Here is a 22,277-nt window from a genome sequence, read left to right on the forward strand (position 1 = left end):
GTTAAGGAACTAGTGGCTCTGTTGATAGCGCCCCCGCCCTTCGATTTCGCGCAGTTGACTGAGGACGCGCTCGTCACCCGCTGCGCGATAGCCGGCCTCGAAGGCGTCCCGAAGCGGGTCGGGGTCGGCTGCGGTCCCCGTCAAACTCTGGTGGAAAACGTGGAGGTCCATCGCGTAGTCCTCAATGTGGTCGGTGTAGAAGCCGAGGCCGAAGTCGATGAGGTAGGTGTACGCACCGACGCGCACGTTTCGCGTCGTCGGGTCGCCGTGGACGAACCCCGCCCGGTGAAGCGCGGCAAGGTGTTCTCCGACGTCGCGGACGCGCGAGGCGGTCAGGTTGTCGCTCAAATCGCCCTCGCCAACGTGTTCGAGGGTGAGCGCACCTTCCTGTACGTCCACGTCGAAGACGACGGGCGTCGGGACGCCCTGTTTTCTCGCCTCGCTGAACAAGCGTGCCTCCTGTACCGTCCGCGTCTTGCGGAGGTGCGCATCGAGGTCAGGGTGGCGGTAGGATTTGGGCAGGCGGCGTTTCACGACGCGGTCGCCCTCTACGGTCACGGTCGCTTCTGCACCGACGAGTTCGCGCCCGGTGTCGCCAACGACAGCGACACTCTCGTTTGCCCGCCACGTCACAGCCACTTGGTCGGGGCGGAAGTCAGAATTCACCGCCGACTCCTCGATTTCGATGGTGTCACCCGCGGCGGCCATCGTCGCACCGAGCACCGCAATCATGCCCGCGTTGTCGCGGAGGAATCGTGGGTCGGGCGCAAAGAAGTCCGCTCCGCGCTCGTCGCACATCGTGCGGAGCATCTCTTGGAGGCGGGCGTTCTGGGCGACACCACCGCCGAGGACGAGTTCGTTGCTCCCCGTGAGCGACAGCGCGCGCTCTGCGACTTCGGTGAGCATCCCAAAGATGGTCTCTTGGAGCGAGAAACACACGTCTTCGATTGCCGCACCGTCGTCGGAGGCCTGTTTCGCGGCGCTCATGATGCCGGAAAACGAGAAGTCCATCCCTTTGACGACGTAGGGCAGGTCGATGAGCTCGCCACCTTCGGCGTGTTTTTCGACCTTTGGGCCGCCGGGGTGCGACCAGCCGACGTGCCGGGAGAACTTGTCGATGGCGTTGCCGACGCCGGTATCCATCGTCTCGCCGAGCACCTGATAGCGGCCGTTGTGAAAGCCAAGCAGGTGGGCATTCGCGCCGCTTGCGTTGAGACAGACCGGCGAGTCAAAACCCGACTGGTGGCGGCCGATTTCGAGATGGGCCACCATGTGGTTGACGCCGACAAGCGGGACGGCTAAGGCCTGTGAAAGCGAGCGAGCGGCCGTGCCGACGATTCTGAGACACGGCCCGAGACCGGGTCCCCGCGAGAAGGCGACGTAATCGACGGGGCCATCTGCGTCTGCGAGCACCTCGCGGACGACGCGAGGGATGGCACTCGCCATGTGTTCTGCGGCCTCGCGCGGGTGAATGCCACCCGACGCAGGTTGATACGCGTCTGAAACAATCGTCGTCGAATCCGTCTCGGTGTCGTGAATCGCCGCGCTCGCTGCCCACGCGGTGCCTTCGATACCGAGTACGCGCATCCCCTATTTCCACTCGGTGAAGCCACAGCGGCCACAGTGGGTGCGGTCACTGTGCTCTGCGAGGAATGCGTCGCCACAGCTTGGGCACAGCTCGTGGTCGGTCGTGCCGTCGTCGTTGTAAATCTCGTAGCGAGACATCTATGCTTCCTCCGCCTCGGCGTCTGCGTCGTCTTCGCCGGCGAGAATCTTGTTGCGTTCGAGCATGTGCTCGTGTTCGACATCGCGGGCGAACTCGGGGTTGTCGTACACCTTTGCGAGGCCGCGCGTCTTGCGCATGCCGAACTTCGTGTTCATCTTGCGGACGACGACTTCGGAGGCGTCTTTGTTCAGTTTGGCCGCGAGACTGTCGCGGACAGAGAGGCGCGACGGCGTGGCCTCATCGTGGAGAATTTCGAAGCGAACGTCTGTTCGGTGAAGCATCGGGTTTTCCGATTCTTCGAGGATTGTGATATCCATGGTAACTCAGTTACAGGGATTTGGCGGCGAACCGGCTAAAAGGATTTCGAAGGGACTGGCGGCTTATTCGGCGTCAACACCGAGCGCTGCCCACGCCGCGTCGTGGTCGCCAGTCATCTGTGAAAGCAGAGAAATCATGCGATGGCGAACCTCCGGCGTGACCGTGACGAGCACCATCCCCTCGTCTGGCTGGCCGTAGACGACGCTTGCACCCTCTGGGGCGGCGACGAGCGCCGGGAGCGTTGCCAAGTCTTCTTCGCCCTCGACCACGATGACCGTCGTCTCGGGAGCGTCGATGGCCTCTCGCAGCGTAGCGAGCAGGTCGAGCGAGAGCGTCGCGGCGGGGTTCGTGACTTCGTGGCTGCGTTCGTACCCACCGATGGCCTCGGTGATGGCCGCATCCACTGCCGTCCGCTTCGTCTTCCCGTCGATGACCGCCACGTCGGGGATGACCCCGGCTTGGGTGAGGTGGTAGGTGACGATGTCGCCAACGGCGATGAGCGGCGTTCCTGCCTCGTCGAGCAACATCTCTGCGTCAGTAAACAACGGGCCAAGCGGGTCTTTGAACGCCGACCGCAAGTCGTCAGGGAGCGTGAGGACGGCGTCTGCTGGCACTATCGAACCTTCAGCGCGTAGGCGCCGGGGGAGGTGACGCCCATTTCTTTTGCGATGTCGCTTTGCTCCGGGTGGGAGATGACGACGTAGCCTGCCCAGTCTTCGGTGAGGCTCGTAGAGCCACAGTCCGGACAGACGTCGCCGTCGGTGACTTCGAGGACGCGGTGGCAGTCACGGCACACTTTTCGCTTTTTGGCCATGGTTATTCACCTGCGGCGGCCTGCCGACGCTCGCGTTCCTCTTTCAGCCAGCCGTGTTTGCCAAGGCCGACCTGTTTGGCCGTGAGGCCAATCTTGCTGTCGCGTGGGTTGCGCTCGTCGATGCTCTTCGTGACGATGCGCGCGCGAACGGAGTCGCCAACGCCGAGAGAGCGGTTGGACTCACGCGAGGCGAGCTGTTGGTTCTCGTCGTCGAAGGCGAGGTATTCGTCCGAAATCTGAGAGACGTGGAGCAGGCCGTCCACGGGACCAATCCCGATGAACGCCCCGAAGTTGACGACTTCCACGACTTCGCCATCGACGACTTCCTGCATCTGTGGGTCGTACGTGACGGCGTCGAAATCCGCCTCGTAGTAGACGCCGGGCTTGTTGGGGATGACCGCCCCGTCGCCGATTTCGTGGACTTTCGTCACGCTGACGACGCTGCCCACGTCTTCGTCCATTCGTCCTTCGAGCTTGTCCTGCAGAAGCTGCTTTACCAGTTGTGGAGACACGTCTGCGAGATGCCGCGGTGGAACCTCAACCGTGTCCTTGAGTCTGACCCGTTTGTACATACTTATGGTCGAGTGATTGCCAGTTTGTTCCGGCCCCTTATACCAATTACTGGTACGCAGGCGGCCAGCAACCGCCGTTTCAGGGGTCCGTCGTTCGTGACGACGTAGTCGCACTCACCGCCGGTGGCGAGTTCGACAATGGCGTCGTCTGCATACGATTCGTCGTGTGAGAGGATACGACAGCGCTCACGCGCGAGGTCCGTCCCCACGCTTGCCGCAACCGCCTCGCGGCCCGCGCCCGTCGAGAGTTTCTCCAACTCATTGACGACTGCGGTGGGCGTCACGAGGCGCACGTCACCGAGCAACCGGTCGAGTTCGTCGAACACGCGCACGTCGAATTCGACCGGCATCATCAGCGCGTTTGCGTCCATGAGCACCGTCGTCATCCTATTCCGTGATTGTCCCGACGCCGATGAGCCGCCAGCGCGCGCCGACGCGGCGGTTGATGGCGACTTTCGCACCGGCGGCCGCACAGACCGGGCGCTTTAAGCGAACTTCACATTCGCCGCCGCGGGCGCTCGTCACGGCGCCGACCGTCGTGGCCGTGCCGACCGTCATCATGAGCGGTTCGCCCGTCGAGATTTCGTCAACTGTGTCCTCGTCGTCGCCGACGACGCGGTCTAAGAGGTCAACCTCCATCTCGAAGGCTTCCCGCGTTGGCGGGAGCGACCCCGGTGGGCCAGCGATCTGGCCAGCGAGGCCGTCACCTTTCGTGAGGCTTGGGTCGAGTCCCGTGCCGACGCCGAGCAGGCCACCGGGCGTGGCGGTGTCAACCGACTGGCCGCCCGCCTGAATCGAGCGGACGTTCGTTTCGATTGGCCGCCATTCGGTCTGCCCGCCCTCTTCGACCTCGCGGCCGGGGCGAATTTCGATGTCTTGGCCGTTCTCAAGCGCGCCCGCGACGAGCGAGCCGCCGATGACGCCGCCGGTGAGGCTGTCCCACGTCGTCCCCGGGCGGTTGATGTCGAAACTGCGCGCGATGTGCAGTCGGGCATCGTCGCTCGGGTCGCGTTCAGGCGTTGGAATCTCCTCTTCGATGGCCTGAATGAGCAGGTCTAAGTTGACCTCCTGTTGGGCGCTGATGGGGACGACCGGCGCGTCTTCTGCAACCGTGCCCTTCGTGAACTCTTTTATCTGCTCGTAGTTCTCGCGGGCCTGGTCTGCAGAGACGAGGTCGACCTTGTTCTGGGCGATGACAATGTTGTCGATGCCGATGATGTCGAGCGCCATCAGGTGTTCTTCGGTCTGGGCTTGGGGGACGGGCGAGGTGGCGCTCACGAGCAACACCGCGCCGTCCATGATGGCGGCACCGGAGAGCATCGTCGCCATGAGCGTCTCGTGGCCGGGAGCGTCCACGAACGACACCGTGCGGAGCGGGTCGCTTTCGGTGCCGTCTTCGCACTCCTCTTTGACGGTGTAACACTCCGGTTCCTCGACGCCGGGGCACTTTCGGAACGTCGCGTCCGCGTACCCAAGTCGGATAGAGATTCCGCGCTTCATCTCCTCTGAGTGCTGGTCTGTCCACTCCCCTGAGAGCGCTCTGACCAGCGTCGTCTTTCCGTGGTCGACGTGGCCGACGAGTCCGATGTTCACCTCCGGTTGTTGATGTTTCCCTGTCATTTCGAGAGTAATCTTACAGAGTAATCACCCCGAGCGACGCATAAACCTACTGTTCTCGGGCCACAACGCGCGCTCGCGAGTTTCTGGACACCCGGACGCCCTCTGGGGGTTTGCTCGAAATCTACTGAAAAAATTTTCAGGCAAGACCTTAGCCCCCTCGTCGCATAGCTTTGGTATGTCATCTCAGCCCACACCAGAGGATGCGCCAGCCGAGCAGGCGAATCCCTCGATAACCGAACCGGCAGAGGTGTTCGCCACCATCTCGAACGAGACGCGCCTCGCCATCTTGGAAGCCCTCTGGGAGGCGGAGACGCGACACGTGAGTTTTACTGACCTGAATCGGGCGGTTGGGATGAAAGACTCAGCCCAATTCAACTACCATCTGCGCCAACTCCTCGGCCGGTTCGTCCACAAGAGCGACGACGGCTACAAGCTCACCTACGCCGGAAAACACGTCCTCCGGACGCTCATCTCGGGACGATTCACCGACCAAATCACCATCGACCCCTTCCCGCTGCCGGGGACGTGCGTCGGCTGTGGTGAACAACTCGTCGCGAGCTACGCAGACGAGGTGCTGGCCGTCCGGTGCTCGGTCTGCGAACGCCTGCACAGCGGCTATCCGTTCCCGCCCGCGGCCGTCCAAGGGCGCACCCACGAGGAGATGCTGGACGGGTACAACCGCTGGGTGCGCCACCTCTACAGCCTCGCCGCGGACGGCGTCTGCCCCGAGTGTGGGAGCCAGATGAAGTCGAAGCTCGTAGACGGCCAACAGTGTCTCCCCGAACTCCAGATTGCCGTTGGCCACGAGTGCATGCAGTGTCAATCGCATGTGACCGCCGCCATCGGGATGAATCTACTCTACCAGCCTGACGTGGTGAGCTTCTACCGCGACCACGACATCGACCTCGGGAACGTCCCCTACTGGGAGTTGCCGTGGTGCGTCGGTGACGAGCACACGACGGTCATCGGGGACGACCCGTGGCGCGCTCGCGTCGCCATCACCCTCGGTGACGAGGAACTTCGGGTGACCGTCGATGACCAAATCGCCGTCGTCGCCGTCGAGCGGGCGAAGCAGTACACCCGCAAATAGCTCACTTTTTCGACAGAAACGGACTTCAGTATCATCGCTTACAGAAATGTAATTCAGATTACTCTTTTTGCCCTTCCTCTCCTGTGTTCACCTGTCCATGAAGACCAACACTCGCACCCTGTCTGCCACCCAGTACGCCTACCGCAGACCAGCCCAAACCAAAACAGAGCGGGTGGTCGCGTACCTCCGCGCTGGGGTCATCGTCCTTGCGCTTGCCGTCGTCCTTGCCGTGCTCGCACTCGGTGTGATTTCGCTCCTCCCCGCCCCGGCCGTGTTCGTGCTCGGAATGGTTGCCCTCGTCAGTGGCCTCATCCTCGTACCGTTCGCCGCAATCAAACTCGTCGTCGGCGCGATTGACGCATAGTCACAAACCTTACAAAAAATTCGTTCACTGAAGCTTTTTCGCGGTGGCGTACAATTGTTAACACAATGAAGGAAACCTCTATCCAAGAGTGCGAGGAGTGTCTCGCGCCCGCTGAGGCGTTTTCTACCATCGCAAACGAGACGCGACTGTCCATCTTAGAAGCCCTCTGGACGGCGCCAGAGCGGCCCGTCACGTTCTCTGAACTCAGGCGGTCGGTGGGCATGCGCGACTCCGCCCAGTTCAACTACCACCTCGGCAAGCTCACCGGCCACTTCATCACAAAGACCGAAGGCGGCTACGACTTCCGCCACGCGGGCAAGAAGGTCGTGAGAGCCGTCCTCGAAGGCTCGTTCAACGAAGACCCGGAACTCCCCTCCTTCGGGATTTCCGGAGCGTGTACAGATTGCGGCGCGGGCCTGCAAGCCGCCTACGCTGACGAGCAAATCACCATCGACTGTACTGCCTGCGGGCGGATTCACTCGCGCTATTCATTCCCACCGGGTGGCCTGAACGACCGCACCCGCGAGGAGGTCATGGATGCGTTCAACCAGCGCGTGCGCCACCTCCACTGTCTCGCCGCGGACGGCGTCTGCCCCGAGTGCAACGGCAAGATGGAAACCACGCTCCGGCGGGCAGAAGAGCCCGACGTTGCCGCCACGGTGTGCGTCGAACACCGCTGTGCGCAGTGTGACCACCGCATCCACTCGACGGCAGGCCTCAAGCTGCTTGACCACTCTGATGTGGTCACGTTCCACCGCACCCACGGCATCGACCTCTGTGCGACGCCGTACTGGGAGTTCGCGTGGTGCGTCTCTGACGAGCACACGACCATCCTATCTTCCGACCCGTGGTCGATTCGCGTGACGATTCCGCTCGACGACGAGGAACTGCGCGTCACGATGGACGGCGACCTGACCGTGACCGACGTCGAAACGTTCCCGACGGGCACGCCCGCAGACTCGCGGACGACCGCCTAAACGGACAGAATTTTTACAGAAGTGCGATTCAGTACGGCCGCTTACAGAAATGTAATTCAAGAATCATATATGGTCGCACAACGCCTTCTCTCAGATGAGGAAAACAACCCATGGCCGCATCCAACCCACAGCTGTCATCTGCGACCCGACTGGCACCGAGAACGCCCGCTGACGCCGCCGCAGACGTGCTGGTCACGCTGCTCCTGGTGACCCTCGCGTTCGCGGCCCTCGTCGCGGTCGCCGTGGTCGCCACGGCCCTCCTGCCTGCACCGGCACTGTTCGTGTTACTGTGGGTTGGCGCCGTTGCTGGCCTCTTTGCACTCCCGCTGGCCGTGGGTTCATTCCTCGCTCGATAAGGGAAAACAGTTCTGTGACTCGGCCTGCAATGCACTGACATGGCATTCGACGCAGGCCGAGTCACGACCGTTACCTTCGATTCGTACAGCACCATCGTTGACGTAGACGCCGCAGAGCAGGCGCTCGCAGACCGCGTTTCGACTCCCGAACCCGTCTCCAAACTCTGGCGGGCGCGCTCGATTGAGTACACCATGGTGGCGAACTTCGTCGACGCCTACCAGCCCTTCTACGAGATGAACCGCGACGCCCTCCAGTACGCACTGGACGTCCACGGCGTCGATATTTCGACCGACGAGCGCGACGAAATCCTCGCCGTCTACCACGAACTCGACGTGTTCGACGACGTGCGCGACGGGATCCAGCGGCTCAAAAATGGCGGCTACGACTGCTATGTCGTCTCCAACGGGAACCCCGAGATGCTCGCCTCGATGGTCTCCCACGCCGACATCGGCGACCTGCTTACTGACACGATTTCCGCCCACGAAGTGGAGACGTTCAAGCCGGATGCCGAGATTTATCGGCACGCCGCTGGGCGAACCGGGACACCAATCAAAGAGATTGCGCACGTTTCGGCTGGCTGGTTCGACGTGATGGGCGCACAACACGCCGGAATGCAGGGCGTCTGGGTCGACCGGAAGGGCACGCCCTACGAGACCTTCGGCGGCGACCCCGACTTGACGATTGAGACCTTCTACGAATTGGCCGAGGAACTGGGCGTCTAGACGACCAGCCAACCGCCACGGGTGGGACTGAAAGGGGCCGGATGCTCGGGGAACCCCGGTGCCTCAAGCACCGCAGGCCGGAGGCCGAGGAGCGCAGCGTGTACCGCGGGAGTCAAGCATCCGGGGGCTTTCGAGGCGTTTGAGTTATTGTTAGCGTGTTTTGCAGAGTTACCGTCTAGCACGAGGTTTTTCCTCACCACGAACCAAGCAACCCCATATGTCCGAGTTTGCGTTCGAGGTGGCCCTCTGTGCCCTCCTTGAGCGCGAGCGAGACGAGATTATCGCCCGCCAACTCGGCGCGAGCGTCCACGGGCGGCGCATCATGGACATCATCTGCGTCGAACCCGGCCCCGCGTTCGAGAAACGGGCGGCCATCACGCCTCACGAGATTCCCGAGGCGGCCATCGAAAGTCGCGCGGGAGTGGGCCAAGCCCGGTATTATCGAAACTGCTTCGATATGCACCCTGACCGGGCGCGGAGCGTCGCAGAGCGTGCCATCGAGATTGGCTTTTTCGAGCGCGTGCGCCGAGGGTCGCGCCTCTACGTCCGACAGACGGCGCGGTATCCCGACGACTGGTTCGGCAAGTTGGTCGGCATCGAGAACAAGCCAGACCTTGCTGTGCCGGGTGATTTGGAACTCCAGTTGCGCAAAGACGTGTCCCTCGGCGTGTTCGACGAGGTAATTCTCGCCACCGAATCCTACGTCACCGGCGCGCACTTGAACAGAATCCCCGAGGAAGTGGGCGTGTGGCGGTTTCGACCGGAAACGGGGGGCCTCGAAGTCATCCGTGAACCGACGCCGCTTGACCCCGCTGCATCGGGCGTGGATATCGTCGATGCGTACACCGGGCGAACCGACATGCAGGTTGCGACGGCGGCCGAAAAGGCCAGACTCCGCCGCCGGATGGCCGAGCGGGCGTATGGCAAGGGGTGGCGGAGTTTTTCGCTTCCGGCGTGTGTCCACGGGGCGGCGAGAACGGTTGCCGGAGCCGAAGGCATCCCCTACTGCGAGTGGAAAGATTCCGTGGTGAATCCGACAGACGAGTGCGGCCCGGCGTGTCCGGGCTACGAACCCGCAGAGCCGCCCGAAGTGGACGTCGAAGCCGTCCGCGACAGTCGGACGCCGTGGGTCGCAAAGCCAAAAGGCCCGCGCACCCAGAGCGGGCTCGACCGCTTTCTATAGTCGATATTGTTCGCCATCGACGGCGAGCGGGTCTTCGAACGCTTCCTCGACGGGGTAGTAGTGGGCGATGTGGACGAGGCGGGTGATGGCTGCGTTCAGTTCGGTTCCGAGCGCAATCGCTCCCTCGCGGGTCATGTGTTTCGAGCCGAAGGTACGCGGGTTGCCGTCATCGTCGTGGTGGTCGCCGCCTGCCGGGTGGTGTTTTGAGAGGTGGCCGGGGACGATGCCGTCTGCGAGGAGTAAGTCTGGATTGGCGAGCAGGTCGCGCGACTGGGCGGGCATGTCGAAGCTCGTGTCGCCGGAAATAGAGAGTTTCGCGCCGGTTTCCGGGTCTTCAATGACGACGCCGTAACAGAGCAGCGGTGGGTGGTCAACCGGCACGAACGTCACGTCAAGGCCACAGAGGCGCTGGGTCTCGAAGGGGTGGACGTCGTGGACGGTGACCGCGCGGAGGTAGTCGAACTTCTGTCGAATCGTCTCCGCGACGCTCTCGCCGGTGACGGGGTCTACCTCCGCACCTGCATAGACTGGCAGGTCGGAGAGCAGGCGGTAGGCGTTCCCGAGGCCATCGACGTGGTCGAAGTGGATGTGGGTGATGAGCGCCGCGTCGGGAAGCGTGAGGTCGTTCGTGAGAAACTGGTGGCGAAAGTCTGGACTCACGTCTACGAGCAGAGTTTCGTCGGTGCGTTCGTTGTAGACGTGCACTGAAAAGCGACTGCGGTGGACGCCGCGCTCCCGGGCTTCTTCGCAGGTGTCACAGCCACAGTTCGGGGTGGGCGTCCCCGTCGTGTCACCGGTGCCAAGGAGCGTGACCTGCATCAGTCGTGGTCGTGATCGTGGTCGTCGTGGCTGTGGTCGTGGTCCGAGTCAGACCCGCCGGGCATGTCGCTGCCGCCCGCGATGAGCGCGTCGTGGTCGCCGTTCATCATGTCTAAGTCTTTGAGCGTGTCGCGCTCCTCGAAGTCGGTGATGGCGTCTAAGAGGTCTTGTTGGGTGAGCACCATCCGTTCTTCAGTGAGCGCTTCGAGCACGGCTTCGCGCATCACAAGGCGGAGGTCGCTCCCGGTGAGCCCCTCGGTGAGGTCTGCGACCTCGTTGGGGTCGAAGTCCACGATCTCCATGTTGCGAGTGATGAGCCAGAGGATGTCAGAGCGCATCTGACGGTCTGGTTTCGGGAAGTTCACAATCTCGTCGAAGCGCCGCCACGCTGCTGCGTCGAGCTGGTCTGGGTGGTTCGTCGCGCCGATGAGGAGCACGTCGTCTTGAATCAGGCTGATGTTGTCGATGGACTTGAGCAGGGTGTTCACCGCGCGCTTGATGGCGGCGTGTTCGTCCGATGCCCGCGTTTTGGCGACGAAGTCGAATTCGTCCATGAACAAGATACACGGCGAGAGGCGCTTTGCCACCTCGAACGTTTTCTCGACGTTTTTCGCCGTTTCACCCAAGTACTGGCTCGTAATCATCGAGAGCTTGACCTCGACAAACGGCAGGTCGAGTTCGTGGGCAAGCGCGCGAGCGGTCGTCGTTTTCCCGGTTCCCGGTGGGCCGACGTAGAGGAGCTTCCCGATTTCGCGCAGGCCAATCTGGGCGAGGTAGTCGCGGTGCTCGATGGCCTTCATGATCTTCAGAATCTCGCCTTCCTGGTCTGCGGTGAGGACGAGGTCATCGAGGCTCATATCGATTTCTTCGGGTGCGAGGATGTCCACGAGGTCGAGCATCTCCTCTTCTTCCTCACTCTCGAAGTACTCCTCTAAGAGGCTGTCAATCCAGACGCGGTCTGCGCGGAGGGGGCGGTTTTGTGCCCGGGAGTGTTCGTAATCGAGGCCTTCGACCTCCTCCTCGAACGCCGCGGCGAGGGTAGGGACGTCCATGATGCGCTCTGGCCCGGCGCGATCGAGATACCACTGTTTTGCGAGGTCGGCTTCGGTGAGTTTGATGACCTGGTTGAAGTCGTCAAAATCAGTGAACATCAGACCCGAGACCGCCTCCCACGGGTGTTCGACGCCGGTGGCCGCGGCGGCTTTCTTCAGGGTCGAAGGAAGCGGGCGCTCGATGCCCTCCTCACCCCAGAAAACCCGGCGATAGCGGGGTGGAAGGTCGTTCTCGTCGCGGTCGCGGTCTTGGTTGTAGAGATGTGTCGTCAACAAGAACTCAACGACGGAAAGCTCCGGGCTGCTCATTCTCGGGGGATTAAGGGGGCGAGTGCCATAAGACCGTCGAACGGCCCCAATAAACTCCGAACACTCGGCCTGTGGGTTCGCGTGCCTTTAACAAACACCAAGCACCTATGTACCCCCATGGCAGACACCACTCCCGTCATCGTACAGGCCGTGAGAACCCCCCAGGGGAAAGACGGCGGCGTGTTCGCAGACGTCCGCGCAGAAGATCTCTCGATTCCGCTCGTAAACGAGATCCTCGCGCGAACGAACCTCGCAGGCGACGACATTGACGACCTCATGTGGGGCTGTGCCCAACAGCGCGGCGAGCAGGGTAACAACATGGCGCGCGTCATCGCGCTGCTCTCAGAGCTTGGTGAGTCCGTCCCGGCGACGACCATCAACCGCTGGTGTGCCTCCTCGATGCAGGCGGTCATTTCGGCCTCCGACGCCATCCGCGCTGGGCAGCGCGATGCCATCATCGCCGGCGGCGTCGAAAGCATGTCTCGTGTCCCGATGGGCGAGAACACGCACAACACCCACCCCGCGATGAACGACCACTACAACGTCGCAGAGCTCTCGATGGGCATGACCGCAGAGAAGGTCGCAGCGGAATACGACATCAGCCGTGAGGTGCAAGACGAGTTCGCCGCCCGCAGCCAGCAACGCGCCGTCGAAGCCACCGAATCCGGCCGGTTCAAAGACGAAATCGTCCCCATCGACAACGGCGAGGCGAAGATATCGAAAGACGAGGGGCTCCGACCGGGCACCACCGCAGAAAAGCTCGCCGGGCTCCCCTCCGTGTTCAAGGCTGACGGCACGGTCACGCCGGGCAACGCCTCCCAGATTTCAGACGGCGCGGCCGCCCTGCTCGTCACCTCCAAAGCGTTCGCAGAAGAACACGACCTCGACATCCTCGCAGAGGTCGGCAACAACAACGTCGCGGGCGTTGACCCAACGGTGATGGGCATTGGTCCCGTCCCCGCAACGCGCGGCCTGCTCGAACGTTCCGGACGCGACATCGAAGAGTACGACCTCGTCGAAATCAACGAAGCATTCGCAAGCCAGTGTGTCTACTCGGCGAACGAACTCGGCATCGACCAGGACATCCTCAACGTGAACGGCGGCGCAATCGCCATTGGCCACCCGCTCGGCGCGAGCGGCGCGCGTCTCCCGGTCACGCTCATCCACGAGATGATCAAACAGGACGTAGCCCTCGGCCTCGCCACCCTCTGTGTCGGCTTTGGCCAAGGTGCGGCCATCGAATTCAGCCGGTAAGAACGTCAGATACACGAGCGAGCGGGTGTGACCACCGAGGACACAATCGTTATCGCCCGCGCTCTCGAAGCGCCGCTATGCACCTTTCGGGCTACGCCCACGAACCCGGACGGCACTGTGGGTCTACCTCACTTCGCAATCTCGCGACCTATTACAATTGGGGCTTTTCGGAAGCCGAGAGCTTCGGCCTCGCCTCAGGACTTGGGTTCACCTACCTCCACACCAGCGACTCGCCGTACCGCATTTTTCTCGGCCGCCCACTCTGGATGGAGTCGGCGTTTTTTTCGAATCTCGACATCCCGCACGTCGAACGCGAGGGCCAAGAGAAAGCAGACGCGTGGGGCGCCGTCGAAACCGCCATCGACGCGGACAAGCCAGTGATGGCGTTCGTCGATTTGTTCTACCTCGACTACTACGGCACGGACACCCACTTCGCTCCGCACATCGTCCTCCTCGTGGGGTACGACGAGGAGACGGTGCAGATTTCAGATAGCGAATTCGACGAGCTGCAAACCGTCTCCCGCGAAGATTTCGAGCAGGCGTGGACCTCACAGGCGATGGTGCCACTCTCTCGGCGGTACATCGTCGTCACCGACCCAGAGCCGCAGGCCACGCTCGAACAGGCGGCACGGCAAGCGATTCAGACGGCGGTCGCGTACATGCAAGACCCCGACACCTCGCCGTGGCCGCTCGGAGCCGTCGACGCAACCCACGGCCTCGCTGGCCTCCATGAGTTCGCCGCAGAACTTCCCGAGTTCACGTCGCTCGGCGACTGCCGCGAAGTCACGTGGACGGCGCGCTTTGCCTACCAGATGGTCGAACGTCGCGGAACCGGCGGTGGCTCGTTCCGTCGGCTCTACGCCGAGTTTCTCGATTCGATGGCCGACGTCCTCCCTGAAATTACCGCCAGCCACGGCGAGCGAATGCACGAGATTGCCGACGACTGGACGGTGGTTGGCGCGGAGTTCAAAGCCGCGAGCAGGGCAGAGAGTGCCGCTGAGTTGCGCACACAGTTTGTGGAGCTTAGCGACGCCGTTGCCGACCTCGCGGCGAAAGAAGACGCGCTCATTGCCGACCTCGACGCCGCACTCGCTGAGTGAGCGCAGGAAACGAACAAAAACGGCTGGTTAGTCGTGTGGGTGGAACGTCTTGAGCGCCTGCCGGACGGACTCTTTGCGCCCAAGCAGCGTGACGTGGTCGCCGTTTTGGAGGGTGAAGCCCTCGTCTGGCATCTGGTTTTTCCCGTCGCGACTCACGAGCGCGATGAGGACGCCATCGGGGAGTTCTACGTCGATTTCGCCGATGGTTTTCCCCACGAGTTCTTCCGCGGTGACTTCCGTCTCTTGAACGTCGCCAGACCGCCCGATTTCGGTCATCCAGTTCGAGAGCGCGGGGCGCTCGATGAGGTTGTCGAGGGCGTAGGCGGTTGCGAGCGACGAAGAGATGGTGCGCACGCCAAGTTCCTCGAACGCATCGACGTTGTCGGGATTGTTCGCCCGCGCCATGATGCGGTCGATGCCGAATTTCGAACTCGCCAGTTGCGAGACGAGCAGGTTCACGTCGTCGTCGCCGGTCGCGGCGACGATGGTTTTGGCGTTGTCCGCCCCCGCAGAGCGCAACACGTCCGTGTCGGTTCCATCACCGTTATGGACGGTGTAGCCCGCGTCGCGGGCGATTTGGAGCACCGAGCTGTCTTGTTCGATAATCACTACGTTCTCGCCACGGTCGACAAGGCGTTCGGCGAGCGCGCGGCCCACCTTTCCGCCGCCGACGATAATTACGCGCATTGGAATCACGTCCAGATATTCTGCGATGTACCGAGCGAAGCCACCCTCGAACACGACGGTCATGAGGATGACCAGAAACACCGTGCCGACGAGCACGGTCGCTGCTTCGTCGAATCCCTGTGCCTGTAACTCGACGGCGAACAACGTCGCCACAGACGCGGGGATAATCCCGCGCGGGCCAACGAAGCTCATGAACAGCTTTTCACCCTGCGTAAAGCGGTCGCCTCGCGTCGAGATGAACACGAGCACCGGGCGGATGATGAGCGCGACGACGACCACGACGATGAGGCCGCGCACACCGAGGCCGAGCAGCGTCTCGAAGTCGAGCAACGCCGCGAGCGCGATGAACACGAACGACAACACGAGCAGCGTGATGTCGCCTTTGAACTCAGAGATTTGCTCCTCGTAGGGCACGTCCGTGTTGCCGAGCAGGATGCCTGCGGTTGCGACCGCCGCGATGCCCGCCTCCGTGCGGACGGCGTCTGCGGCGGCAAAGGCGACGAGCGCCCCTGCGAGGGTGAGTAGACGAGCGTTCTGCGGCGCGTTCGCGGGCGAAAGGTCGACGTATCGGAGCAGGTACCAGAGTGCGGCGGCGACCACCGCACCGACGATCATTCCAACACCGAGGCGTTCGATGAACAGTTGGATGAACTCGAATGGCGTCGCGTCGCCGACGAGGAGAATCTCGAAGACGACGACGGCGATGATGGCCGCCGTCACGTCGTTTACGATACCTTCCGTTTCGAGGGCCGTCGCCACGCGGTCGCGGACGGGAACGACGACGAGAATCGGGGCGATGACCGTCGGGCCGGTTGCGACCAACAACGCGCCAACGAGCGCGGCGACTGTCCACGACACGCCGAGGGCGAAGTGGACGATGGCCGCCGTTCCGACGAGGGCGATGGCCGCCCCAACCGTGACGAGGCGGATGGTCGCTGCGGGAGCCTCTCGCAGGTTGTTAATTCGCAGGTGGAACGCCCCCTCGAAGACGATGATGGCGACTGAGAGCCCCACAATCGTCGACAGGCCGCTTCCGAACGACTCCCGAGTAACGAAGCCAAGCCCCTCTGGCCCGAGGACAATCCCGGAAGCGATGAGGAAGATGATACTCGGCACACGGAATCGGTCTGCTAACACCTGCGCGCCGACGCCGATGCCGATGATTGCGGCGACGAGCGGAATCAGCGAGCCGCCTTCTGCCACTGTGTCTCCTCCATTAGTCGCGGTAACGGACGGACGACTGATAAACGCACCTCTTCAGATGGCCACTAATCGGCATACATCGCCGCTACATGGTCGCGATAGCGTGAGAAACTGACCCGCCAGTCTTTTTTCAGTGGTGGTACGCAGGTGACAGAAAGGACACCCGTGTTCCCACCCCAGAACCGTTCGCGTCTACGCGGTCTCTTGTTCGCGCGCGAGAGCCAGCAACACGCCCGAAGTGTTCATCCGAATCTCGTCTCTCGCCTTGCGCTCACCCCAGAGTTCATCAAGGTCAGTGGTTTCGAGGAAGTGGTCTACGACCGCCTCATCGTCGCCGAGGTCGGCTTTCGCCGCCGCAATCTCATCGACCCATTCGGTGAGGACGTTCGCGTAGGTCTGGAGGCGCTCGCCGGTCTCTTTCGGCCCGAAGTGGGCGTAGAGGAGCGTCGAAGGCTGGAGCGCGTCGATGAGCTTTACGTCCGTGAGACACTGGGCTAAGTCGAAATTCGGCGGCGGCGAGGTGACGAGCACGCGGTCTGCGTCCTGATGGTAGATGCCCGCGGCGTCGGCGGTGAACACGGCGTCGTTTCGCGGGTCGTGGAAGATGACTTGGTGGGGGGCGTGGCCCGGCGCGTGGTGGACGCCGAGGGTGTGGTTGCCGAGGTCGATAACGTCGCCGTCGGTGAGTTCGCGGATGCGGTCTTCGGGGACGGGCTTCGGTTCGGCGTAGAACTCCCACGCATCGCCAACGGCCATCTTGGTGCCTTTGACGAGGCGAGAGGGGTCAACGAGGTGGCGGGCACCGATTTTGTGGATGCCGACCGTCGCGTTCGGGAGTTCCGCTGCGAGGTATCCCGCGCCGCCCGCGTGGTCGAGATGGACGTGCGTTGGGAGGATGTATTCGACGTCTTCGCGGGCGATGTCGAGTTCTGCGAGGGCGTCTAAGATGTTCTCATAGCGCGTGCCGATGCCGGTGTCGATGATGGCGGGGTTGTCGGCGTCGAGGATGTAGACCGCGCCGTACTGGGGCGTGTCGTACATCCCCGTGTCGAGATAGTAGAGATCAGAACAGTTGCCGGTCGTCACTTCGTAAACGTCACCAATTCCCATACGCGACCCACGGGCCGGAAAAGAAAAAGCTCTCGGGGGTGAGAGCGACACGGTTTTGCCCCGGCGTCGTGAACCCTCGGCCACGAATGCTTGGGAGGCGATACCTTCGTGAGCACGCAGGAGAGGTCAGCGACGCCCTTGCCGCACGCGGTATGGCGAACGACGTAGACCTCGATTACGTGCTCGACTTAGACGAGCAGTGGCGCGACCTGAAAAGCCGCGGGGACGACCTGCGACACGAGCGCAACGAGGTGTCCAGTCAGATTGGCCAACTCAAGCGCGAGGGCCAAGAAAAGGCCGCCCAAGAGTGCATCGACCGCTCTAGCGAGCTCAAAGAAGAGCTAGAGAGCATCGAGACCGCGGCCGACGACCTCGAAGGGAAACTCGAAAAAGAACTCCTCGAGTTCCCGAACGTCCCCCACGAGAGCGTCCCGGTCGGGGCTGACGAGTCCGACAACGTCGAAGAGCGCCGCTGGGGCTTCGACGACCGGCGCATCCTTCCGGCTTCCATCAAACCCCACTACGAACTCGGCGAGGAGTTAGAGATTATCGATGAAGCCCGCGGCGCAAAAGTGTCCGGCGCAGGCTTCTACTTCCTCAAAGGCGACGGCGCACGCTTAGAACACGCGCTCATCCAGTTCATGCTGGACGTCCACCGCGAGCAAGACTACGTGGACGTGATGCCGCCGATTCCCGTCTCCAGTGAGTCGATGACCGGCACGGGTCAACTGCCGAAGTTCGCAGACGACGCCTACAAACTCGAAGGCGAAGACCTCTGGCTTTGCCCGACCGCAGAGGTGCCCGTCACCAACATGTACCGAGACGAGATTCTGCTGGACGACGACCTCCCACTCAAACATCAGGCCTTCACGCCGAACTTCCGGCGCGAGGCCGGTGAACACGGCACGGAAACCCGCGGCATCGTCCGCGTCCACCAATTCAACAAAGTCGAGTTGGTGAACTTCGTCCGCCCAGAAGAGAGCTACGACCGCTTAGAAGGCCTCCTCGGTGAGGCAGAAGAAGTCCTCAAACAACTCGGCCTGCCCTACCGCATCCTCTCGCTGTGTACCGGCGACCTCACCTTCGCCTCCGCGAAGACCTACGACATCGAAGTCTGGGCCCCCGGCGACGACATGGAAGACGGCCCCGACGAGGGCGGCCGCTGGCTCGAAGTCTCCTCGGCGTCGAACTTCGAGGACTTCCAAGCCCGCCGCGCCGGCCTGCGCTACCGGCCAGAACGCCACGGCTCCGCCGAATACCTCCACACGCTGAACGCTTCGGGCCTCGCGCTCCCTCGCGTGCTGGTCGCGGTGCTCGAATACTACCAGAACCCAGACGGCACGGTCACCGTCCCCGAGGCACTCCGACCGTACATGGGCGGGCAAGAAGTCATCGAGGGTCACCAACCGGTTGGTGAGGCGGCACTCGGCGCGGGCAAGCGCGACTGACCACCCCACCGTTTTTCGGTTCTCGGCACCTGCGTCACAACAATGGTTCGCCTCGGCGACGTGGTTCAACTGAAGTTTCTGCTCCTCGGGCTTGCCGCACTCTTCGTGACCGTCGAGTACGCCACGAGCGATTTTGAGCTCCTAGCGCGACTCGGCTTGTTCTTCGCGCTCGCCTTTGTGGTCGCTGGCGCGTTCGCTCATTTTGCGCGTGACGTGCTCTGAAAAAGAGAGAAAAACGGTCTATTCGCTGGGGTTGTAGACCCAAATCATGTTATTGTCGTGGAGGCCCGAGTCCTCACCGATGATGACGCGACCGTCGTCCATCACGACCAAGTTGTCCGGGTTTGCGATGGTGTTGTCTGGGTCTCGCTCGCCGCCGAAGGTGGCGAAGCCGTCGTTTTCCTCGTTTTTCGGGTTGTGCGCGCAGTCACGACAGGCGGTATTCGCAGAGTCGGGGCTGGCGTCGTACGGACAGCCCCCACAGACGTTCGCATTCGGGCCGCCAGTCACGACGGGTTCCATGCGCGAGACATTGTAGTCGCGGCCGAGTTGCATCCGGTACACTGCGCCGTACTCGTTGTCCGCGAGTTGCACGTCACCCTCGTCGTCTGCCATCGTCTTCGTGACGGCGGACATGGCCATGTAGAGGTAGTCGCCGGGCCGGGCGTCGCGTTTGATATTTACGCCCTCCATCTTGCGGAACTCGGCGGTCGCGCCGATTGCCTCCGCGGCTTTGCGTGATTCTAAGAACGCGACACGGTCGTCGTCGGCCTCGCCACGCGCCCACGCCTCGATTTCCGCGTCGGTGATGTAGGAGTTCTCGCCAGCCACGTAGTCGTCCTGGGTGATGCCGTCGTACTCGGCAATCCACGACTCGATTTCGTCGGTACTCCCGTGAGCGAGTTCGAGCCAATCGAGGTCGAAGCCGACGGTGTTGTAGTCGGTTCCGCGGTCTTGGGTCGCCTTCGCGGCGTAGAGGGTTCCTGCGGTGAGGTCACCCGGAACGTCTGCGACAAATTTGAAGAACACCGTGCCCGTGCCGTCGTCGCTCAGGTACACCGTCTGCTCGTCGGGCATGACGACGGAGTTCTCGTGGGAGAACCGGCCCATCGGCGTCAGCTTCTGTGGCGTCGGGTCGTCGCTTGCTGGCGCCGTAATCTCGACAATGTAACCGTAGCGGTACGGATTCGGGTAGGAGCCGAGGTGGGCGGCGAGGGTTTCGACGCCGTCGATGTAGCCATAGTCGGGGTTGTTCCAATCTGCACTGTTGTCGAAGTAGAGTTCTTCTGAGGTGAGCGGCGTGTTCCACGGCGAAACCGAGCCAAAGCAGTTGACCCACGTCCCCTCGACGCCGGAGAAATCGACGTTCATCCGGTCAACCACTTCGTAGCGGTTGCCACGCTGTTCGAGGTGAAGCCGACTCATCGCGCCGGGGCGGGCTTCCCAGTTGGTGAACAGATAGCCCTCGCGTTCCGGTGTCTGTCTCCGTCCCGAGCGTTCCGCCACGGGGACGAAGCCGTTGAAGTCGGGGTTCATCCCTTCAGTAAGTGGTTCGCCCTCTGGCGTCGTTGGAATCCCGAGCAAGTCGCCGTTCGGGAGTTGCTCACCGCCGTGGGCGAGGAACTCGTAGGTGCCGCGAGCAGTTCTGACTTGCTCGCGCTGGGACTCGTTTTTCGGGAGTTGGACGCTCTCGAAGTCCTCGGAGAGGGTGTGCATGTTGAACCCGCGCAGGTGGCCAACAGCCCCCTGTTGGTACCCCTCGTGAACGTCGTTTTCCTCGGATGGGTGCTGGACGTTGAAGAACAGCTGTCCGCCTGCGGTGAGGAACAGGCCAGTGATCTCTGCGCCTTTTACGGTCGTCGCAAACCGGTTGAGCGTTGGCCCATCGTCGTCGTGGTCACCGCGAGCCGCCTTTGCACTCTGTGCGTAACTGCCCATGGCCGCAAGCGCGCTTGCGAGCATGAGGTTCCGTCTGGAGAAGTTGGAAGGCATCCACGGAACACTGCGGAGTTTAATACAATAATTGTTGCTATTAAATATATAGTTTAGGCAATAGTGGAAATAATACGCTGATAGCTCAATAGTGCTATTGTTCAGTCAGTTGAGATGCCACCTTCGTGGTGTAGGTGGTGATGGCGCTGATGCGCTCATCCGTACCCTCGTGGACGTCAACGAATTTGAGCAGCGTGTCGCCATCTGCGTCACGGAGCGTCCCGCGAACGGCGACTTCCGACTCCGCGACATACACCGCCTCGACGTCGTGGTGCGTCTCGGTGAGCGGGCGCTCGTCGCGCATGAATCGGATGAACGTCTCGCGGCCGCGAAGCGTCTGGTCGGGGCGGTCGTGGACGAACTCAGCGGTGAGGAGCCCTTCGAGGCGGTCGTACTCGCCTTCGTCAATCGCGGCGTAGAAGGCGCGGGCGACGGCTTCGTGCATGGTCGTCACTCGGGGTGGGGAACCAAAGAAGGTGTACTTTTGGCTGTCGGCCAGCGGACACTCTCGCCGGCAAAAGAGGCGAGGGGCCACAACGGTTACAGCCGAAAGTAGCGGGCGAGGTTACTGCTCGTCGACGTAGAGGAACCAGTCGTCGTGGGCGTCGGTGCGACGCTCGACGAGGTCGAAGAAGGCGCGCTGGAGTTGCTCGGTGACGGGGCCGCGCGACCCGTTGCCGATGACGACGTTATCGACCTTGCGGATGGGCGTGACTTCCGCAGCACTGCCGGTGAAGAACAGTTCATCTGCCGTGTTGAGTTCACCACGGGAGATGGTCGCGTTGTCGTGGACGGTGTAGCCCTGCTCGCGGGCGAGGGTGATGAGCGTGCTGCGGGTAATCCCGTCTAAGATGCTCTCTGCGAGGCCGGGCGTGAAGATTTCGCCGTCGCGGACGAGGAAGATGTTCTCGCCGGGCCCTTCTGCGACGTTGCCCTCTTTGTTGAGGACGATGGCTTCTGCGTAGCCGTTGCGGCGGGCTTCTTCGCCCGCGAGGAGGCTGTTGACGTAGAGGCCCGTCGTTTTGGCGTTGGTCGGAATCTGGCTGGAGGAGTGCTTGCGCCACGAGGAGACCATCACTTCGACGCCGTTTTCGAGTGCGTCGTCGCCGAGGTAGGTGCCCCACGGCCACGCGCCGATGGCCACGTCGGTCGGGCAGTCACGCGGGCTCACGCCGAGCGAGTCGTAGCCGAAGAAAGCAATCGGGCGGATGTAACACGATTTGAGATTCTGGCGTTTTAAGAGTTCGACCGTCGCGTTCGTGAGTTCCTCAGGGGAGTGCTCGATCTCCATGTTGTACGGCTTCGTGGAGTTGTAGAGGCGGTCTAAGTGCTCCTCCCAGCGGAAAATCGCGGGCCCGCGCTCGGTGTCGTAGGAGCGAACGCCCTCGAAAACCCCCGTGCCGTAGTGGAGGCCGTGGGACATGACGTGAATCTTCGCGTCGTCCCAATCGACGAACTCGCCGTTCATCCAAATCGTATCGATGTCCATGTCTGCAAAGCCACTCATACTCCGAGAAATGGACGCCACCGGTATAAAGACTCAGAAACCTTCACCATCAT

Annotated in this window: 25 protein-coding genes; 10 read left to right on the forward strand and 15 right to left on the reverse strand. The window is 62.3% G+C overall.

Translation table 11 applies throughout. From position 1 onward, the window contains the following. Positions 1 to 9: 9 nt before the first annotated feature. From V5N47_RS06085 to V5N47_RS06120, 8 genes are all read right to left on the reverse strand, one after another. Positions 10 to 1,587, reverse strand: a complete 1,578-nt coding sequence (locus tag V5N47_RS06085; protein WP_338729978.1) for a bifunctional N(6)-L-threonylcarbamoyladenine synthase/serine/threonine protein kinase — start codon at positions 1,585 to 1,587, stop codon at positions 10 to 12. Positions 1,588 to 1,590: 3 nt separating this feature from the next. Then, entirely contained in the window at positions 1,591 to 1,725 is a 135-nt protein-coding gene (locus V5N47_RS06090; protein WP_338729979.1) for a 30S ribosomal protein S27ae, read from the reverse strand. Next, positions 1,726 to 2,043 (reverse strand): 30S ribosomal protein S24e, encoded by a 318-nt coding sequence (locus tag V5N47_RS06095; protein WP_338729980.1) that lies wholly within the window; start codon positions 2,041 to 2,043, stop codon positions 1,726 to 1,728. It lies immediately after the preceding gene. 63 nt (positions 2,044 to 2,106) lie between these two features. Next, positions 2,107 to 2,658 carry a GTP-dependent dephospho-CoA kinase family protein gene (locus V5N47_RS06100; protein WP_338729981.1) on the reverse strand — a complete coding sequence of 184 codons (552 nt, stop codon included), beginning with the start codon at positions 2,656 to 2,658 and terminating at the stop codon, positions 2,107 to 2,109. Next, entirely contained in the window at positions 2,658 to 2,858 is a 201-nt protein-coding gene (gene spt4, locus V5N47_RS06105; RefSeq protein ID WP_338729982.1) for a transcription elongation factor subunit Spt4, read from the reverse strand. Before spt4 ends, V5N47_RS06100 begins: the two co-directional genes overlap by 1 nt. A gap of 2 nt (positions 2,859 to 2,860) precedes the next feature. Then, on the reverse strand, positions 2,861 to 3,430 hold the full coding sequence (locus tag V5N47_RS06110; RefSeq protein ID WP_338729983.1) for a DNA-directed RNA polymerase: 570 nt from the start codon (positions 3,428 to 3,430) through the stop codon (positions 2,861 to 2,863). Positions 3,431 to 3,432: 2 nt separating this feature from the next. Then, positions 3,433 to 3,816, reverse strand: coding sequence for a twitching motility protein PilT (locus V5N47_RS06115; protein ID WP_338729984.1), 384 nt, complete (start codon positions 3,814 to 3,816; stop codon positions 3,433 to 3,435). Position 3,817: 1 nt separating this feature from the next. Continuing rightward, positions 3,818 to 5,050, reverse strand: coding sequence for a translation initiation factor IF-2 subunit gamma (locus V5N47_RS06120; RefSeq protein WP_338729985.1), 1,233 nt, complete (start codon positions 5,048 to 5,050; stop codon positions 3,818 to 3,820). Between the two features lie 175 nt (positions 5,051 to 5,225). On the opposite strand from V5N47_RS06120, the gene V5N47_RS06125 reads away from it, so the two are divergent. The 6 genes from V5N47_RS06125 (at position 5,226) to V5N47_RS06150 (ending at position 9,743) form a co-directional block, all read left to right on the forward strand. Beyond that, the gene (locus tag V5N47_RS06125) at positions 5,226 to 6,140 is read left to right on the forward strand and encodes a helix-turn-helix transcriptional regulator (protein WP_338729986.1); all 915 of its coding nucleotides are present in this window, start codon (positions 5,226 to 5,228) and stop codon (positions 6,138 to 6,140) included. Positions 6,141 to 6,237: 97 nt separating this feature from the next. Then, on the forward strand, positions 6,238 to 6,504 hold the full coding sequence (locus V5N47_RS06130) for a hypothetical protein (RefSeq protein WP_338729987.1): 267 nt from the start codon (positions 6,238 to 6,240) through the stop codon (positions 6,502 to 6,504). 65 nt (positions 6,505 to 6,569) lie between these two features. Beyond that, a complete protein-coding gene (locus V5N47_RS06135) occupies positions 6,570 to 7,481 on the forward strand; it encodes a helix-turn-helix domain-containing protein (RefSeq protein ID WP_338729988.1) in 912 nt (303 codons plus the stop codon). A gap of 110 nt (positions 7,482 to 7,591) precedes the next feature. After that, positions 7,592 to 7,837 (forward strand): hypothetical protein, encoded by a 246-nt coding sequence (locus V5N47_RS06140; protein WP_338729989.1) that lies wholly within the window; start codon positions 7,592 to 7,594, stop codon positions 7,835 to 7,837. Positions 7,838 to 7,876: 39 nt separating this feature from the next. Continuing rightward, on the forward strand, positions 7,877 to 8,560 hold the full coding sequence (locus tag V5N47_RS06145) for a haloacid dehalogenase type II (protein ID WP_338729990.1): 684 nt from the start codon (positions 7,877 to 7,879) through the stop codon (positions 8,558 to 8,560). Positions 8,561 to 8,777: 217 nt separating this feature from the next. Next, positions 8,778 to 9,743, forward strand: a complete 966-nt coding sequence (locus tag V5N47_RS06150) for a DUF5787 family protein (RefSeq protein WP_338729991.1) — start codon at positions 8,778 to 8,780, stop codon at positions 9,741 to 9,743. Here V5N47_RS06150 and V5N47_RS06155 read toward each other — a convergent pair. Together V5N47_RS06155 and V5N47_RS06160 are read right to left on the reverse strand one after the other, a co-directional pair. Continuing rightward, positions 9,738 to 10,562: an MBL fold metallo-hydrolase gene (locus tag V5N47_RS06155; RefSeq protein ID WP_338729992.1), complete on the reverse strand. Its 825-nt coding sequence runs from the start codon at positions 10,560 to 10,562 to the stop codon at positions 9,738 to 9,740. The genes V5N47_RS06150 and V5N47_RS06155 overlap by 6 nt on opposite strands. Continuing rightward, positions 10,562 to 11,923: an ATP-binding protein gene (locus V5N47_RS06160; protein ID WP_338729993.1), complete on the reverse strand. Its 1,362-nt coding sequence runs from the start codon at positions 11,921 to 11,923 to the stop codon at positions 10,562 to 10,564. Before V5N47_RS06160 ends, V5N47_RS06155 begins: the two co-directional genes overlap by 1 nt. A gap of 117 nt (positions 11,924 to 12,040) precedes the next feature. Between V5N47_RS06160 and V5N47_RS06165 the strand changes: the two genes are divergently transcribed. Together V5N47_RS06165 and V5N47_RS06170 are read left to right on the forward strand one after the other, a co-directional pair. Then, entirely contained in the window at positions 12,041 to 13,177 is a 1,137-nt protein-coding gene (locus V5N47_RS06165) for a thiolase family protein (RefSeq protein ID WP_338729994.1), read from the forward strand. Between the two features lie 77 nt (positions 13,178 to 13,254). Continuing rightward, positions 13,255 to 14,277: a BtrH N-terminal domain-containing protein gene (locus V5N47_RS06170; protein ID WP_338729995.1), complete on the forward strand. Its 1,023-nt coding sequence runs from the start codon at positions 13,255 to 13,257 to the stop codon at positions 14,275 to 14,277. A gap of 27 nt (positions 14,278 to 14,304) precedes the next feature. Here V5N47_RS06170 and V5N47_RS06175 read toward each other — a convergent pair whose 3' ends face one another. Both V5N47_RS06175 and V5N47_RS06180 read right to left on the reverse strand, forming a co-directional pair. Continuing rightward, complete coding sequence (locus tag V5N47_RS06175) at positions 14,305 to 16,167, reverse strand: cation:proton antiporter (protein WP_338729996.1); 1,863 nt, start codon at positions 16,165 to 16,167, stop codon at positions 14,305 to 14,307. 192 nt (positions 16,168 to 16,359) lie between these two features. Next, positions 16,360 to 17,277 (reverse strand): MBL fold metallo-hydrolase, encoded by a 918-nt coding sequence (locus V5N47_RS06180; RefSeq protein WP_338729997.1) that lies wholly within the window; start codon positions 17,275 to 17,277, stop codon positions 16,360 to 16,362. Positions 17,278 to 17,363: 86 nt separating this feature from the next. On the opposite strand from V5N47_RS06180, the gene serS reads away from it, so the two are divergent. Both serS and V5N47_RS06190 read left to right on the forward strand, forming a co-directional pair. Next, complete coding sequence (serS, locus tag V5N47_RS06185; protein WP_338729998.1) at positions 17,364 to 18,725, forward strand: serine--tRNA ligase; 1,362 nt, start codon at positions 17,364 to 17,366, stop codon at positions 18,723 to 18,725. A 42-nt stretch (positions 18,726 to 18,767) separates the two neighbouring features. Beyond that, on the forward strand, positions 18,768 to 18,947 hold the full coding sequence (locus V5N47_RS06190; RefSeq protein ID WP_338729999.1) for a hypothetical protein: 180 nt from the start codon (positions 18,768 to 18,770) through the stop codon (positions 18,945 to 18,947). Between the two features lie 18 nt (positions 18,948 to 18,965). On the opposite strand, the gene V5N47_RS06195 is transcribed toward V5N47_RS06190, so the two are convergent. From V5N47_RS06195 to V5N47_RS06205, 3 genes are all read right to left on the reverse strand, one after another. Continuing rightward, entirely contained in the window at positions 18,966 to 20,717 is a 1,752-nt protein-coding gene (locus tag V5N47_RS06195; protein ID WP_338730000.1) for an alkaline phosphatase PhoX, read from the reverse strand. A 94-nt stretch (positions 20,718 to 20,811) separates the two neighbouring features. Continuing rightward, on the reverse strand, positions 20,812 to 21,162 hold the full coding sequence (locus tag V5N47_RS06200) for a nuclear transport factor 2 family protein (RefSeq protein WP_338730001.1): 351 nt from the start codon (positions 21,160 to 21,162) through the stop codon (positions 20,812 to 20,814). Positions 21,163 to 21,282: 120 nt separating this feature from the next. Continuing rightward, positions 21,283 to 22,224 (reverse strand): branched-chain amino acid transaminase, encoded by a 942-nt coding sequence (locus V5N47_RS06205; RefSeq protein ID WP_338730002.1) that lies wholly within the window; start codon positions 22,222 to 22,224, stop codon positions 21,283 to 21,285. Between the last annotated feature and the right edge of the window lie 53 nt (positions 22,225 to 22,277).

The organism is Haladaptatus sp. DJG-WS-42, from assembly GCF_037198285.1.
GTDB lineage: Archaea > Halobacteriota > Halobacteria > Halobacteriales > Halococcaceae > QDMS2.